Below are 15,099 nucleotides of genomic sequence, written 5' to 3'. Positions count from 1 at the left end.
AGCGGCTTTTGCGGTGTGGGAGTAGGATGGTGTTTTATTTAAAAGCGGATTTCCCGCTCTGTGATACTAGTATGGCGTGTCCTGAAATGGAGTATGACTAACAATATTTGTTCAAACTGGAGGATGAAAAAATGGAAAGTAAAATCGAAATTCTTTCAACAATTAATGTAGAGCATTCTGATGATCTGTATAAAATTGTGGACACATTGAATCGTACACTGAAAAGAGACAATCTGATGTTCGGCCTTGCGCTGGATGAAGAAAACAAAAACCAAGCCGTTTTTACCATTTATCGTACGTAGGTGAGAAGATGAGAAAAAAAGCATTAATATTTACCGTCATTTTTGGTATTATTTTTTTAGCAGTACTTCTTGTCTCGGCAAGCATTTATAAATCAGCCATGGCACAAAAGGAAGAGGGGCACGAAGCAGCAGCTGCTGAAGCTAAAAAAGAAACCGATCTCGCCCGTGTTGATCAAGTCGAAACATTTGTCGGAAAAGAAAAATATTATGTTGTAAAGGGAACGGATAAAAAAGGCACTGCATTATATGTCTGGGTTCCTGCTAATAAAAAAGCAAAAATTCTCTCAAAAGAAGCGAAAGAGGGAATCTCTGAAGACAAAGCGGCGAAAATCATAAAGGATGAAGGGCTGGTTTCAAAGCAAAAAGAGGTTCATCTGGCAAGAGAAGGAAACGTCCTGCTTTGGGAAGTGACGTACTTAGACAAAGAAGGGCAATACAGTTTAAGTTATGTGGACTTTACAACTGGAAAGATTCTCAAAAATATCACGCCTTAAGACGAATTAGGGGGAGTTCAAGTTGAAACTGGCAAAAAGAGTATCCGCATTAACACCATCAACCACACTGGCAATCACAGCGAAAGCGAAAGAACTGAAAGCCGCAGGCCATGATGTCATCGGCTTAGGAGCAGGAGAACCTGACTTCAATACACCGCAGCATATTATTGATGCCGCTGTGCGTTCGATGAACGAGGGCCATACGAAATACACGCCTTCCGGTGGTTTGGCTGAACTGAAAAACAGCATTGCAGAGAAATTTAAACGCGACCAGAATATTGAATACAAACCGTCTCAAATTATTGTCTGCACTGGTGCCAAACATGCTCTGTATACCCTTTTCCAAGTGATTTTGGATGAAGAAGATGAAGTTATTATTCCAACGCCTTACTGGGTAAGCTATCCGGAGCAGGTGAAACTCGCTGGCGGAAAGCCTGTTTATGTAGAAGGGCTTGAGGAAAATCACTTCAAAATTTCGCCTAAGCAGCTGAAAAATGCAATTACGGAAAAAACAAAAGCAATCGTTATTAACTCTCCAAGCAACCCGACTGGTGTCATGTATACGGAAGAAGAACTATCTGCACTCGGTGAAGTGTGCCTCGAACATGATATCTTGATTGTGTCAGATGAAATTTATGAAAAACTTACATACGGCGGAAAGAAACATGTTTCCATTGCACAGCTGTCAGACAGACTGAAAGAACAAACGGTCATTATAAACGGCGTATCGAAGTCCCACAGCATGACAGGCTGGAGAATCGGTTATGCGGCAGGCTCTGAAGACATTATTAAAGCGATGACGAACCTTGCAAGCCACAGCACGTCAAACCCGACATCAATCGCACAGTACGGAGCGATTGCGGCTTATAACGGGCCTTCTGAGCCATTGGAAGAAATGAGAGAAGCATTTGAACATAGATTAAATACGATCTATGCAAAGCTCATAGAAATCCCAGGGTTCAGCTGCGTGAAGCCGGAAGGTGCTTTTTACTTGTTCCCGAATGCAAAAGAGGCAGCTCAATCTTGCGGTTTCAAAGATGTAGATGAATTTGTTAAAGCGCTTCTCGAGGAGGAAAAAGTTGCGATTGTTCCAGGATCCGGATTTGGCTCTCCTGAGAATGTCCGTCTTTCTTATGCAACATCGTTAGATCTTCTTGAAAAAGCTATTGAAAGAATCAAGCGTTTTGTAGAAAAACATAGCTAACAGATCAAAAAGCGGCTGACAGAAAAGCCGCTTTTTATCTGCATTGACCCGGTTAGTTAAGAGCGGGTATAATAAAGTGATGATAAAAGAGTTCGCGGGGCAATGAGCTTCCGAATGTCTTTCTTGTTTTGGAGGGAAATATGTTGAAAACAACAATCAACCAAGTGTACAAGCACGTAGGTGAGGAAGTAACGATCGGAGCTTGGGTCGCTAATAAGCGTTCAAGCGGGAAAATTGCGTTTTTACAGCTTCGGGACGGTACCGGTTTTATTCAGGGTGTCGTAGTAAAAGCGGAAGTGGAAGAAAGCATTTTCCAAACAGCTAAATCAGTGACGCAGGAAACGTCGCTCTATATAAAAGGGATTGTCAAAGAGGACGAGCGTTCTCCGCTTGGATATGAACTTGCTGTGACAGATATTGAAGTCATTCACGAAGCGACCGATTATCCAATTACACCAAAAGAACACGGAACGGAATTTTTGATGGATCACAGACATTTATGGCTGCGTTCAAAGCGCCAGCATGCGATCATGAAAATCCGTAATGAAATCATTCGCGCGACTTACGAATTCTTTAATAACGAAGGCTTCGTAAAAGTGGATCCGCCGATTCTGACTGGAAGCGCACCTGAAGGAACAACAGAACTCTTTGCGACAAAGTACTTTGATGAAGATGCATATCTGTCTCAAAGCGGCCAGCTCTACATGGAAGCTGCGGCAATGGCTTTAGGAAAAGTATTCTCTTTCGGACCGACATTCAGAGCGGAAAAGTCTAAAACAAAGCGTCACTTAATCGAATTCTGGATGATCGAACCGGAAATGGCGTTTGTAGAATTTGAAGAAAACCTTCAAGTACAGGAAAATTACGTTTCTTTCATCGTACAATCAGTTCTTAAGAATTGTAAAATTGAATTAAACACATTGGGAAGAGACACGTCAAAACTTGAGCAAATCAAAGCCCCGTTCCCAAGAATCACGTATGATGAAGCGATTGAATTTCTGAAAGAAAAAGGCTTTGACGATATCGAGTGGGGAGATGATTTCGGAGCGCCTCATGAAACAGCGATTGCTGAACATTATGACAAACCGGTATTCATCACTCGCTATCCGACGTCCTTAAAACCGTTCTATATGCAGCCGGCTTCTGACCGTGAGGACGTTGTGCTTTGCGCTGACTTGATTGCGCCGGAAGGCTATGGAGAAATCATCGGCGGGTCTGAACGGATTCACGATATGGAACTTTTGGAATCGCGTCTTAAAGAACATGGACTGGATTCTGACGCATATAAATGGTATGCTGAACTTAGAAAATATGGATCAGTTCCTCATTCCGGCTTCGGCCTTGGATTAGAGCGGACAGTAGCTTGGATCAGCGGAGCGCCTCACGTTCGTGAAACGATCCCGTTCCCAAGACTGTTAAACCGTCTGTATCCGTAATACATTCAAATGAAGCAAAAAAGAGTCTCCTGCAAGGGAGACTTTTTACAGTAAAGGGGCAATCACAATCCTTTACAGTAAGAGGTGTGACGATGAAAAAACAGCAATTTATTGATATGCAGGAGCAGGGAACATCAACCATTCCCAATCTTCTGCTCACGCATTATAAACAGCTTGGGCTTAATGAAACAGAACTTATTCTGCTGTTAAAAATTAAAATGCATTTAGAAAAAGGATCATATTTTCCTACACCGAATCAACTGCAGGAAGGTATGTCAATTTCTGTTGAAGAATGCACAAACAGATTGCGGATGTTTATTCAAAAAGGCTTTCTGTTTATTGAAGAATGCGAGGATCAAAACGGCATCAAATTTGAGAAATATTCTCTTCAGCCTTTATGGGGGAAGCTGTACGAGTATATTCAGCTTGCACAGAATCAAACACAGGAAAGAAAAGCAGAAGGGGAACAAAAAAGCCTTTATACCATTTTTGAGGAAGAGTTCGCAAGGCCGTTATCGCCTTTGGAGTGTGAAACGCTGGCGATCTGGCAGGATCAGGATCAGCATGACGCACAACTGATCAAACACGCGTTAAAAGAGGCTGTACTATCAGGAAAACTCAGTTTCCGCTACATTGACCGGATTTTGTTTGAATGGAAGAAAAACGGGCTTAAAACTGTGGAGCAGGCAAAAATACACAGCCAAAAATTCCGGCGTGTACAAGCAAAGCAGAATGAACCGCAAAAAGAGTATAAAAGGCAGGTTCCTTTTTACAATTGGCTTGAACAATAAAGTGAAAAGGTGACAATCGTGTTAAATCTAAAACAAATTGAATTCTGTTTAGACAAGATTGGTGACATGTTTCCTCATGCGGAGTGTGAACTGGTTCATTCCAATCCTTTTGAATTAGTGGTGGCTGTTGCTTTATCTGCGCAATGTACAGATGCACTTGTAAACAGAGTGACCAAAACATTATTCCAAAAATATAAACGGCCGGAAGACTATTTGGCTGTTCCGCTGGAAGAGGTTCAGCAGGATATTAAATCAATCGGTTTATATCGTAATAAAGCGAAAAATATTCAAAAGCTGAGTAAAATGATTATTGAGGATTACGGCGGAGAAGTGCCGAGAGACCGCGATGAGCTTGTCAAACTGCCAGGGGTCGGGAGAAAGACCGCAAACGTAGTGGTATCCGTTGCGTTTGGCGTGCCGGCCATAGCCGTAGATACCCATGTGGAGAGAGTCAGCAAACGATTGGGCATTTGCCGGTGGAAGGACTCGGTTCTGGAAGTTGAAAAGACGCTGATGCGCAAGGTTCCCAAAGAAGACTGGTCCGTTACGCATCACCGGCTTATTTTCTTCGGCAGATATCACTGTAAAGCCCAATCTCCGCGCTGTGCGGAGTGTCCGCTGCTTTCTTTGTGCAGAGAAGGGCAGAAGAGGGATAAAAAAGGACTGGTGAAACGATGACGCAAGCAAAAGAAGTGTTGGCTTCCTATGAGCAATACTTGCGCAGTCTTGGCCAGAAGAGTTCCTCGGATATGAAGAAAACCTTGCAGACCAATCCGGTGTATTTTGATTTTTGCACGGAATTACAAGGCGATTTGCCATGGGAGGACAGCGGGAAATACGTTCCGCTTTTATTTGAAGTGTGGGATGACATCAAAGAATCACTTCTCCCGGTCTTTCAAACACGAAAATCGAGATGTGACCAAAACGAAATGTTAAAGGGCATTGTGTGTTTGCTGGCTTCGTTACATTGGACAGCAGGTGAGCCGATGAAATCGCTCAATTGGCAAGAACTGCGGGAGAAATCGTATCCCGCAAAGCCGATTAATTGGGCTGAACGAGTGGAATTTATTCTTCTTAAGCCGACCCAATACCATTGCTTTATTCAGCTTGACGAGCTGATTACCGAAATGAAAAAGCATTTTTATAAATATCATGCGATGAATCGATAAAACCTCCTGTTAAAACGGGAGGTTTTTTATTTGTACCAAAAAAGCCATCACCCCAAAGGTGACGGCTTTTTTGGTTAATTTGTTTTTTCAATTGATGATGAGTTTGTTTGTGTTTTATTAGATGTGTCTGTTTTATTTTTATTCGTGTCAGTACCTGTTGAGTCATTCGTATCTGAGTTCGAATCACCATCCGACGTATCCTGGTTGTTGCTGTTATTACTGTTATTGTTATTACTATTGTTAGATTGGTCTTGGTTACTGTTGTCAGACGGATTGGTGTTCGTGTTGTCTTGTTTTTTGTCTTGATCATTTGTTGAATCATCTGTCTGATCTTGATCCGTCTGACCGTCATCTTTTTGAGAATCATCAGTTTGTGTATCATCCTGAGTCTTCTCATCTTGTTTTTCATCATCCGTTTGTTGCTGGTCTTTTTTATCTTCATCGTCTTCAGCTTTTGGCACCTCATAAGATGTGGAAGCTGTACTTTTGCCATCATCACTGACGGCTGTTACTTCGAATTTGTACACAGATCCTGGCTGCACACCCGAAATGACTGCCTCTTTTGCAGAGCTGTTTTGAATTTCCGAGTAGCTGCCGCCGTCAACAGATTGCTTAACAGCAAAGGTCGCATCACCGTCGTAATTCCAGCTTAACGTTAAAGATTGATTGTCTTTATCGTATTTCACGTTTAAACCAGACAGTTTAGCTGTTTCCTCTTTTTCTTCTTTCTCATATGTTTTAGAAACAGTAGAAGGAGCTGTGCCTTTAACAAAGTACTCTGTGAGCTTCTTATCGCTTGGCGTATTTGGCCCTGCCAGTTTTGCAGGGTTTGAGCCTTTTTCTACAGAGGCTTCCACTACGCTGTCAGGTTTCTCAAATGATCCGCTTCCGTCATCGACATCGGCGATGAGCTGGGCGAATATGCGCTTTGCAATCTGTTGCTCTGTTTTATTTAAAGATTTTTTTCCTATCTTATTTTGAGAATCTACACCTGTCCAAACAGCAGCGGTATATTGAGGTGTATATCCTACAAACCATGAATCTGGTACACCGCCTTGTGCGATATTGTATTTTTGCATATCCGCTTCATCAAAGTTGGTTGTACCTGTTTTACCTGCAACTTCCACTCCCGGAACTTGGGCGAGCTGTCCAGTACCTGTTTTAACAGCTGTTTTCAGCATATCTGTAATCATAAACGCAGTATAATCGCTCATTGCTGACTTTGATTTTGGTGTTAAGTCAAGCTTTGTGCCATCGTTAAATTCAATAGACTTTACAAAATGCGGTTCATTATACGTTCCGTTATTTCCAAACGCGCTGTATGCTCCTGCCATTGTCAGTGAAGAGACACCGACATTCCCTTTTCCGAATCCTCCAATAGAGTAGGATTCATATACAGTATCCTTATCTAATCCCAGCCCAAGTCCATTGGCAAAGTCTACCGCGGCATCTTTGCCGACTGCTTGGAATGCTTTTAAAGCAGGGATATTACGAGATTGTGCCAGTGCTTCACGCATAGACATGACCCCTTTATAGGAACGGTCAAAGTCTCGGATAGGTGTTCCATCTGAATAAGTGTAAGCTGAGTCATCAATTTGCTCGTAAGTTGACCATTTTTTATTTTCAATCACTGGACCGTAGTCGAGAATAGGTTTAATGGTAGACCCAGGCTGTCTCTGGGCTTGGGTCGCGTAATTATAGCCACCAACCGTAGAATCTCTTCCGGCGCCAATCGCCCGCACTTCTCCGGTTTTCGTATCGAGAAGGGTAACGCCGCCCTGCATGCCTTCAGTAAATCCGACGGTGTCTCCGTCCATTAATTCATCTAGTTTATCTTGTGCTTTTGTATCTAATGTCGTATAGATCTTTAATCCGTCAGCAGATGGATCGACATCAGATTTTTCATCAATTTCCTTCATAACCTCTTCAACAAATGCGCTGTATTTGTTTGTACTTGCTTTTTCATATTCCTTCTGTGACACGACGCCTTCGTCTTTCACTGCCACTTTTTTCGCTTTGTTATATTGAGAATCAGAAATAAATCCTTGTTTTTTCATCAGACTGAGTACGATGTTCCGTCGTTTTTCCGCTTTATCGGGGTTTTTAACGGGATTGTACGCTGTCGGGCTTTGCGGCATTCCTGCAAGCGTCGCAGCCTGTTCGACAGTCAATTTGCTTAAATCTGTAACGCCGAAAAATTCTTCCGCCGCTTTTCCGATTCCGTATGCTCTAGGAGAAAAATAAATCCGGTTTAAATACATTTCTAAAATTTCATCTTTAGAGTAATTGCGCTCCAGCTGAATCGAAAGCCATACTTCCTGCACCTTCCGTTTCAACGTCTTCTGATGTGAAAGAAGGGAGTTTTTGACGACCTGCTGGGTGATCGTACTTCCGCCTTCAGCCCCGAAGCCGTCTTTAAAGTTGGCAACTAAAGCACCGCCGATACGGACAGGGTCAATCCCGTGGTGCTCATAAAAACGAGCGTCTTCTGTCGCGATAAAGGCTTCTTTTACAACATCGGGAATTTCATCTATCGAGACGTAGGTCCGTTTTTCGGCGCCGACTTCGGCGATCTCTTTTCCATTTTTATCATAAATCGTTGATGAATAAGGCGTCTTCAATTTGCTTTCATCAAGGGACGGCGCATCAGAAACCATGACGGCAAATGTAACAGCACCGCCGACTACGCCTAAAACAAACAGAATGAGTAAAGTGAAAAGGGTCTTTTTAAACAATCCGCCCTTTTTTCGTTTCTTGCCTTTTTTCGGTGAAGGATTCGACTTGCTGTTCGCTTTTCGTCGAGCTTCACGGCTGTTAAATTGATCTGACATAACATCTCAACCTTTCGTTAATCAACCTTTCGCACCAGATGATGGCGAAAAATAAAGCTGTTCAATAATACTAATATAATCAATTCTGGGTGCGTATCCAAGAGAAATCGGATAAGCTGTTTCTTCCAACTCATCTTTTCGAATTGATTTTCTGCCGTTTTTTTCTTTTCTGTCCCAGAAATAAAACAGCTTATCGGCTTCCAAAAAATAAACCTGGTCGAAAGCGGATATAATAACAAAACAAATACCGTCTTGAGCCTTTACCTGCTTCATATGCTCGATTTGATGGTCATGAAAATTCTGCAGGGGGAAAGAGGTCTTGTTTTTCGTTTCTTTCGCCTCAAAATCAATATATCGCCCTTTGTAAATCCCATTGTAGTCTGTTGTCGACGATTGTTTAAAGTAAGCTTCTTTAATCACTGCGGCACTTCTTTTTGGATAATGGACATTTACAATTTGAACAGGTGTCGGCTTTTTGTGTATAACGGCAATTTGGTTTGTCAGATAATACTTATTCGTTTCGTTTAAGTCATCTTCGAGGGTCATTCCGCGATTACTGTAAGACGGGGCCCTTTTCTGACTGTTTTGGGATGAAACCGAATGTTTCGGCTGAAATGTTTTTCCGTTAGGATACCGAATCACTTTCTCATCCTCCTTATTAAACTAATCATGACGGAAGTGAATGAACGTGCAAGAACAACAGACCATTAGAAAGCTTCTGAGCCGGATTGAGCGGCAGACAAAAATAAAAAACGCGGATAACATTTCAAGAACAAATGCTTATAAAGCATTTTACGACCGTCATCCGGAAATCAAATGGTCGCTTTTGGCTTCTTTCGTTTCTCGTAATGCAGGCTGGTCAATGACTGACTTAAAAGGCAGTCTGTTTCAGCTTGGACTCCGTGAAAGACAGCAAAAATGGTTCTTTTTAGCCTATGAAAGAGCGAACTGGCTTATTTTTTCGGATGCCTATCCGCAGCTTCTATTATACCAATGGTCAAAAAGAGTCGGGAAACCGCTGTTTCATCTGCTGCATGTGTTTGGCGTCTCACAATTTATGACGGAAGAATGGACCCGTTTTTGGCATGAGCGAAATACGGAGCGGCTAATGTATGCCCTCATTATAAATGAACAAAACACTATCCAAACACCTATTATACAAAATCCTTCGTTTAAAAAGAATGTTTTTGACACGATTCCTTTTTATTTAAGTGATTGGTTGCATTTTAACACCGTTATTTTTCCTTCCTCAAATGGGTTTCTTTACGGCATTTCAGTGAAACGCTTTTCAAAGGCGGAGGAAAGGATAAGGCTGGGAGAGCAGCTGTCTCAATTGCTGTTCAAGCCAGAATTGTTCTCCTCTTTTTATCACTTTTTGCACACAGTGCCGCACACAGGTTCCCGTTTTGATATGGAAAAGATGATCGGGATTACAAAAAGAACATCTCCTATGCTAAGGACATGCTACCCTGAGTTAATCCACTCATTAGACGGAACGAAAACAGATTGGTTTCATGGAAAGATAAAGAAAACGTTCTTTAGGCGCGAGGAATTGCCGAAGCAGATTGAATTGACAGACTGGTATTTACATAAAAAGCGCCAGCTTCATGCGCTTTTCGCGGTGGAGCAGTGGCTGAAAAAATAAAGAAGCAAGGAAATTCCTTGCTTCTTACGTAGAAGGGCGGTTCGGGCCGCCTAATTTTTTATCTAAAGAATCGATTGCCTTTGATTCAGTCTTTTTTTGCTGGCCGGCTTTTTTCGGTCTTGTTTTCATACGGCACCTCCTCACAAGTATCGTTTGCATTAAGGAGGAGGATCATACAATTTTTGCGGGTGTTTTTGTCGAAAACTTCAGCTTTTCGTGGAATACCTGTTTGTTTGGCGATTTGCTTCTAGTTTTGTCATGAGGAAGGAAAGAGCCTTGAGAGCAAAGAATGTTAACCGGGAGAGACAAGAAAGGGAGGTACACGAATGTCCGGTTATGTATGCAAGACAGATATTCTCCGTATGCTTTCTGATATAGAAGATGAATTAACGCGAGCTGAGCAAAGCCTGAATCATTCTGTAAATGCATTAGAGGCTGAGATGCGGGAAACGGAAAACGATCGCCTAAGTGTGCTTGAAGAAGAAATCATAGATCTTCATATTTGTATAAATGAGCTGTATCAATCGCCTGAACACAGGTATGCGTTTGAGAAGGTATACCGCATCGGCTGAATTTGTGAGTGAAATTTGGTACGATAGGCATTGAGGTGAAAGGTATTGCTATCACAAACATTGCTGGAAATGACCGAGCAAATGATTGAAGTTGCTGAAAAAGGCGCTGATCGGTATCAGGAAGGAAAAAACAGTAATCATTCTTATGATTTTTTTGAGACGATAAAGCCTGCAGTTGAAGAGAATGATGAACTGGCGGCTCGCTGGGCAGAGGGTGCTCTTGAATTGATAAAAGCCCGCCGGCCAAAATATGTGCATAAAGAGCAAATTGAGACTGTAAAGGATAATTTCCTGGAATTGGTCCTTCAATCATATGTTCATCATATTCATAAAAAACGATTCAAGGACATCACTGAGTCAGTCCTTTATACATTGCACGCAGTAAAGGATGAAATTGCAAGAGAAGACAGCCGGTAAAAGGCTGTCTTCTTTTCGTTTTTATAGGGGGCCGGACGTTAATTCATCTCATATGCCGGGCTTTCTGCTCCATTTGCTTCGAGAACCTTCATACTGTTACGAAACTCAGTTATGCTGAGATGTCCTTGAATATAGAGGAACTTGGCAAAGTCCATCAGTTTATTCATACAGTCTGTTTCATATTTCTTCATTTCTGCAAAACGTTTGCTTAAGTATGATACGTTCATTATGGTGCATCCCCTCTCATCTGTATTGAAAATATGGTACCATAATGATTCGACTTTTTTCTGTTTTTAAAAAATTTAAACTTTCGACACAATTTGACAAATGCTAATCATCACTTGTGACACAAACAATAGAAGTCATTCATACATATATAGAAGAGAAATATGTTGTGTTTAGGGGGGAATCGCAATGAACAGGAGCTCTCGAAGCTATCCTCGGCAAATGGGCTTTTATTATCCTCAGCAAATGCAAGGATATTATCAGCAGGCTGCACCCGGTTATTTAGAGCAACAACTGCCTCAGCAGCATTATGGACAGCAGGATTATTATCAGCCCTATGCTCCGATCCAGCCTATGCCTATGCAGCCGCCTGTATTTTCTAACCCTTATCCTATCCCAAGGCCTAATCAACAGCAGCCTTCGCAATTTCAAAGCATTATGTCGCAGTTCAAAAAAGCCAATGGGCAATTTGATTTTAATAAAATGATGGATACGACAGGTCAAGTAATGAGTGCAATGAATCAGGTCGGATCTTTAATAAAGGGATTTACCAGCTTTTTTAAATGATAGAAGCATGAATGAATCGTTCATTCATGCTTATTTTTTGGAAAGAAAAGTGTCATTGTCTGCTCGTTCCAAGACGTTTCCATATCTTCTTGGCGAACTTCATAAGGCAGCTGAACCGTTCTTGTCATGCTTGTAAAGGTAGCCTCATTTTGGTGTTTCTGTTTTTCTTGGAGTGTTACATGGAGATACCTCGATTTAACATCAACGACGATCTCGCCATCTCGAAACGTCGCCGGAATGGTAATATCGATATACAGCCCAGTATCTTTTTCTCTGACATGTATGGTCGTCTGCACATCCTTTAAACTCGAGTTGATCAGGTTCTGAAATCCGTTTATAAGGTTGCCGAACGCTGAGGATTGAAAAAGAGTGTCGATTGCCTCCGTTATGATTTCTTCTTTCTTTTGCAGTTCGTTCTTTTTGTCATCATGGAATTCCAAATTCGCCACCGCCTTTTTTAAACAGATTATGCGTCTATGCCAGATGTTGTTATAAATTGAAGCAAAATTGAAAGTGTGGTTAAATAGTGGTGAATGAAGGGATAACGGTTGAAGTGAATGAGAAGGGAGAAAATACATTGCTGAAAAAATTATTCGGAATGGGCAAAACTCAGGAAAAGGTGACAGAAGAGGTTATTTATTCTCCGGCAGACGGTACAGTAATGGACCTGTCAGATGTGCCGGACCCTGTTTTTTCACAGAAAATGATGGGAGAAGGCATAGCGGTGGAACCTTCTAGCGGTGAAATCGTTTCTCCCGCTGAAGGTGAAGTCATTCAGATTTTCCACACCAAACACGCCGTTGGCATTCGGACTCGCTCGGGAATTGAGCTTTTAATTCATGTCGGGCTGGAGACAGTCAATATGAACGGAGAAGGATTTACTGCCCACATTAAAGAAGGGGATAAAGTGAAGGTCGGTGACCCGCTGATTACATGTGATTTGGAATTAATACAAGAAAAAGCGAGCAGTACAGTCATCCCAATCGTAATAATGAATGGTGAGGCTGTAGGATCAATTGTGCCGGCAGGCGAAAAGGCTGCTCGTAAAGGCGAATCAAAGCTCCTTACAATAAAAGCGAAATAAGCAGGGCGTATGCCTTGCTTTTTTTATTCAACTGTATAAAATTTGCACCTAGCCATGCAAACAAATATTCGGTAAACTGTACTTGACAAAGAGGTGTAAAGAATGAAAAAGAAATCACTGACTGAACTCATTTCTGATTTAAAAGGAAATGAAAACGTTGTGAATTGGCATGAAATTGAGCCTCGGGAAGCAAAAACAAGGCCTATGCCCGAAAGTATAGACGAGAGAATCAAAGCGGCCCTTTCGAAAAGGGGCATTGATGAACTATATACTCACCAATATTCCGCTTTTCAATATGTGCAAAAAGGAGAAAGCATCGTTACCGTAACGCCAACAGCATCAGGAAAAACGTTATGCTACAACCTCCCAGTCCTGCAGTCCATCGCCCAAGATGAAACAAACCGGGCGTTATATTTATTTCCGACTAAAGCGCTGGCACAAGACCAGAAGAGCGAGCTAAATGAAATTATTGATGAAATGGGCATTGATATTAAAAGCTTTACATATGACGGGGATACGTCTCCGGCAATCAGACAAAAGGTGAGAAAAGCAGGTCATATTGTCATTACAAACCCCGATATGCTGCATTCTGCCATTCTACCGCATCATACGAAATGGGTCAGTTTGTTTGAAAACCTTAAGTATATCGTCATTGATGAGCTTCATACGTATCGAGGTGTGTTCGGAAGCCATGTGGCAAATGTGATCCGGCGGCTAAAGCGGATCTGCCGGTTTTATGGAAGTGATCCGGTTTTTATTTGTACTTCCGCAACAATTGCCAACCCAAAGGAATTGGGAGAGCAGCTGACAGGCAAACCGATGCGGCTGGTCGATGACAACGGCGCACCGAGCGGACGCAAGCATTTTGTGTTTTACAATCCGCCAATTGTGAACAAACCGCTGAATATTAGAAGGAGCGCAACCGCAGAAGTGAATGAACTGGCGAAAGAGTTCCTTAAAAACAAAGTGCAGACCATTGTTTTTGCCAGAAGCAGAGTTCGGGTGGAAATTATTTTAAGCCATATTCAGGAGCTTGTGAAAAAAGAGATTGGAACAAAATCAATCAGAGGCTATCGGGGAGGCTATCTGCCGAAAGAGCGAAGAGAAATCGAAAGAGGCCTGAGAGAAGGCGACATTTTAGGAGTGGTCAGTACGAATGCCTTAGAGCTTGGTGTTGATATCGGCCAGCTGCAAGTGTGTGTAATGACGGGGTATCCAGGAAGTGTTGCAAGTGCTTGGCAGCAGGCCGGACGAGCCGGCAGAAGACACGGTGAATCTTTGATTATCATGGTAGCCAATTCAACACCGATTGACCAATATATTGTGCGGCATCCTGAATATTTCTTTAATCGTTCGCCGGAATCTGCAAGAATCAATCCGGAGAATTTGATTATTTTAGTAGACCACTTAAAGTGTGCGGCTTATGAGCTTCCTTTTAGAGCTGATGAAGAATTTGGAGTCATGGAAGTCAGTGATATTCTTGAGTATCTTCAGGAAGAGGCTGTTCTTCACCGCAACGGCGAACGGTACCATTGGGCAAGTGAGTCGTTTCCTGCTTCAAACATCAGTTTGCGTTCCGCCTCCCAGGAAAATGTCGTTATAGTTGATCAGTCGGATATTGCAAATGTAAGGATTATCGGTGAAATGGACCGTTTTAGTGCGATGACGCTTTTACATGATGAAGCAATTTATTTGCATGAAGGCGTTCAGTATCAAGTTGAGAAGCTCGATTGGGACCATAAAAAGGCGTATGTCAGAAAAGTCGATGTCGAATATTATACGGATGCAAACCTGGCAGTTCAGCTGAAGGTATTAGAAACCGATAAAACGAAAGAAAAAAGCCGTACGTCATTGCACTACGGAGACGTCACTGTCAATGCCCTGCCGACCATTTTTAAAAAAATAAAAATGACCACTTTTGAAAATATTGGGTCTGGACCTATTCATTTGCCGGAAGAAGAACTGCATACAAGTGCAGCTTGGCTCGAAATCAAAACAGCGGATGAAGAAATCGGGGAAAAGACACTGGAACAGCTGCTTCTTGGCATCTCGAATGTGCTGCAGCATATTGTCCCTGTGTATATCATGTGTGATCGAAATGATGTTCATGTTGTTTCTCAAATTAAAGCAGCCCATACCGGATTGCCAACCATATTTTTATATGATCATTATCCGGGCGGTATCGGTTTGGCGGAGGAAGTCTTTAAACGTTTTTCAGACATTAATGAAGCGGCGAAACAACTGATTGCACATTGTCCTTGTCATGACGGCTGTCCGTCTTGTATAGGTACGGAAATAGAAGGGATAAAAGCAAAGGAAAGAATTTTGCAGCTGTTGGATCAAATGTCGTAAGGAGGGAGGC

General features: G+C 42.1%; 18 protein-coding genes. 13 read left to right on the top strand and 5 right to left on the bottom strand.

What is annotated here, in order from left to right:
• Positions 1–131: 131 nt before the first annotated feature.
• The 7 genes from MHH79_RS11130 (at position 132) to MHH79_RS11100 (ending at position 5,396) form a co-directional block, all read left to right on the top strand.
• Positions 132–302 (top strand): YpmA family protein, encoded by a 171-nt coding sequence (locus tag MHH79_RS11130; RefSeq protein WP_003225588.1) that lies wholly within the window; start codon positions 132–134, stop codon positions 300–302.
• A gap of 8 nt (positions 303–310) precedes the next feature.
• Positions 311–796, top strand: a complete 486-nt coding sequence (tseB, locus tag MHH79_RS11125) for a cell wall elongation/penicillin-binding protein regulator TseB (RefSeq protein WP_340034394.1) — start codon at positions 311–313, stop codon at positions 794–796.
• Between the two features lie 22 nt (positions 797–818).
• Positions 819–2,000: an aspartate transaminase AspB gene (gene aspB / locus MHH79_RS11120; RefSeq protein ID WP_015383950.1), complete on the top strand. Its 1,182-nt coding sequence runs from the start codon at positions 819–821 to the stop codon at positions 1,998–2,000.
• A gap of 143 nt (positions 2,001–2,143) precedes the next feature.
• Positions 2,144–3,436 (top strand): asparagine--tRNA ligase, encoded by a 1,293-nt coding sequence (gene asnS, locus MHH79_RS11115; RefSeq protein ID WP_004398777.1) that lies wholly within the window; start codon positions 2,144–2,146, stop codon positions 3,434–3,436.
• 92 nt (positions 3,437–3,528) lie between these two features.
• A complete protein-coding gene (dnaD, locus tag MHH79_RS11110; RefSeq protein ID WP_004398499.1) occupies positions 3,529–4,227 on the top strand; it encodes a DNA replication protein DnaD in 699 nt (232 codons plus the stop codon).
• Between the two features lie 18 nt (positions 4,228–4,245).
• Positions 4,246–4,905, top strand: a complete 660-nt coding sequence (gene nth, locus MHH79_RS11105) for an endonuclease III (protein WP_340034393.1) — start codon at positions 4,246–4,248, stop codon at positions 4,903–4,905.
• Entirely contained in the window at positions 4,902–5,396 is a 495-nt protein-coding gene (locus MHH79_RS11100) for a YpoC family protein (protein WP_340034391.1), read from the top strand. The genes nth and MHH79_RS11100 overlap by 4 nt, the downstream gene beginning before the upstream one ends.
• A 74-nt stretch (positions 5,397–5,470) precedes the next feature.
• Here MHH79_RS11100 and MHH79_RS11095 read toward each other — a convergent pair whose 3' ends face one another.
• Positions 5,471–8,227: a PBP1A family penicillin-binding protein gene (locus MHH79_RS11095; RefSeq protein WP_340034389.1), complete on the bottom strand. Its 2,757-nt coding sequence runs from the start codon at positions 8,225–8,227 to the stop codon at positions 5,471–5,473.
• A gap of 21 nt (positions 8,228–8,248) precedes the next feature.
• Positions 8,249–8,869, bottom strand: coding sequence for a Holliday junction resolvase RecU (gene recU, locus MHH79_RS11090; RefSeq protein ID WP_004399067.1), 621 nt, complete (start codon positions 8,867–8,869; stop codon positions 8,249–8,251).
• A gap of 40 nt (positions 8,870–8,909) precedes the next feature.
• Between recU and MHH79_RS11085 the strand changes: the two genes are divergently transcribed.
• Positions 8,910–9,872, top strand: coding sequence for a DUF2515 domain-containing protein (locus tag MHH79_RS11085; RefSeq protein ID WP_340034388.1), 963 nt, complete (start codon positions 8,910–8,912; stop codon positions 9,870–9,872).
• A 24-nt stretch (positions 9,873–9,896) separates the two neighbouring features.
• Here the strand turns inward: MHH79_RS11085 and sspM are convergent, their stop codons facing one another.
• The gene (gene sspM / locus MHH79_RS11080) at positions 9,897–10,001 is read right to left on the bottom strand and encodes an acid-soluble spore protein SspM (protein ID WP_003225606.1); all 105 of its coding nucleotides are present in this window, start codon (positions 9,999–10,001) and stop codon (positions 9,897–9,899) included.
• Positions 10,002–10,198: 197 nt separating this feature from the next.
• Here sspM and MHH79_RS11075 point away from each other — a divergent pair, with 197 nt between their 5' ends.
• The gene (locus MHH79_RS11075) at positions 10,199–10,444 is read left to right on the top strand and encodes a YppD family protein (RefSeq protein WP_004398488.1); all 246 of its coding nucleotides are present in this window, start codon (positions 10,199–10,201) and stop codon (positions 10,442–10,444) included.
• Positions 10,445–10,489: 45 nt separating this feature from the next.
• Complete coding sequence (locus tag MHH79_RS11070) at positions 10,490–10,861, top strand: YppE family protein (protein ID WP_063335219.1); 372 nt, start codon at positions 10,490–10,492, stop codon at positions 10,859–10,861.
• Positions 10,862–10,899: 38 nt separating this feature from the next.
• On the opposite strand, the gene MHH79_RS11065 is transcribed toward MHH79_RS11070, so the two are convergent.
• Positions 10,900–11,088: a YppF family protein gene (locus MHH79_RS11065; protein WP_003230690.1), complete on the bottom strand. Its 189-nt coding sequence runs from the start codon at positions 11,086–11,088 to the stop codon at positions 10,900–10,902.
• A 187-nt stretch (positions 11,089–11,275) separates the two neighbouring features.
• On the opposite strand from MHH79_RS11065, the gene MHH79_RS11060 reads away from it, so the two are divergent.
• Complete coding sequence (locus MHH79_RS11060) at positions 11,276–11,653, top strand: YppG family protein (RefSeq protein WP_340034385.1); 378 nt, start codon at positions 11,276–11,278, stop codon at positions 11,651–11,653.
• A 20-nt stretch (positions 11,654–11,673) separates the two neighbouring features.
• On the opposite strand, the gene MHH79_RS11055 is transcribed toward MHH79_RS11060, so the two are convergent.
• Positions 11,674–12,093 carry an Hsp20/alpha crystallin family protein gene (locus tag MHH79_RS11055; RefSeq protein ID WP_014477158.1) on the bottom strand — a complete coding sequence of 140 codons (420 nt, stop codon included), beginning with the start codon at positions 12,091–12,093 and terminating at the stop codon, positions 11,674–11,676.
• 137 nt (positions 12,094–12,230) lie between these two features.
• On the opposite strand from MHH79_RS11055, the gene MHH79_RS11050 reads away from it, so the two are divergent.
• Entirely contained in the window at positions 12,231–12,737 is a 507-nt protein-coding gene (locus MHH79_RS11050) for a PTS glucose transporter subunit IIA (protein WP_100506402.1), read from the top strand.
• 102 nt (positions 12,738–12,839) lie between these two features.
• Positions 12,840–15,089: an ATP-dependent helicase MrfA gene (gene mrfA, locus MHH79_RS11045; RefSeq protein WP_100506352.1), complete on the top strand. Its 2,250-nt coding sequence runs from the start codon at positions 12,840–12,842 to the stop codon at positions 15,087–15,089.
• The last annotated feature ends 10 nt before the right edge of the window (positions 15,090–15,099 follow it).

This window comes from Bacillus sp. FSL K6-0993 (assembly GCF_037977205.1).
Taxonomy (GTDB): Bacteria; Bacillota; Bacilli; order Bacillales; family Bacillaceae; genus Bacillus; species Bacillus subtilis.
This window is presented reverse-complemented; position numbering and strand designations above follow the sequence as displayed.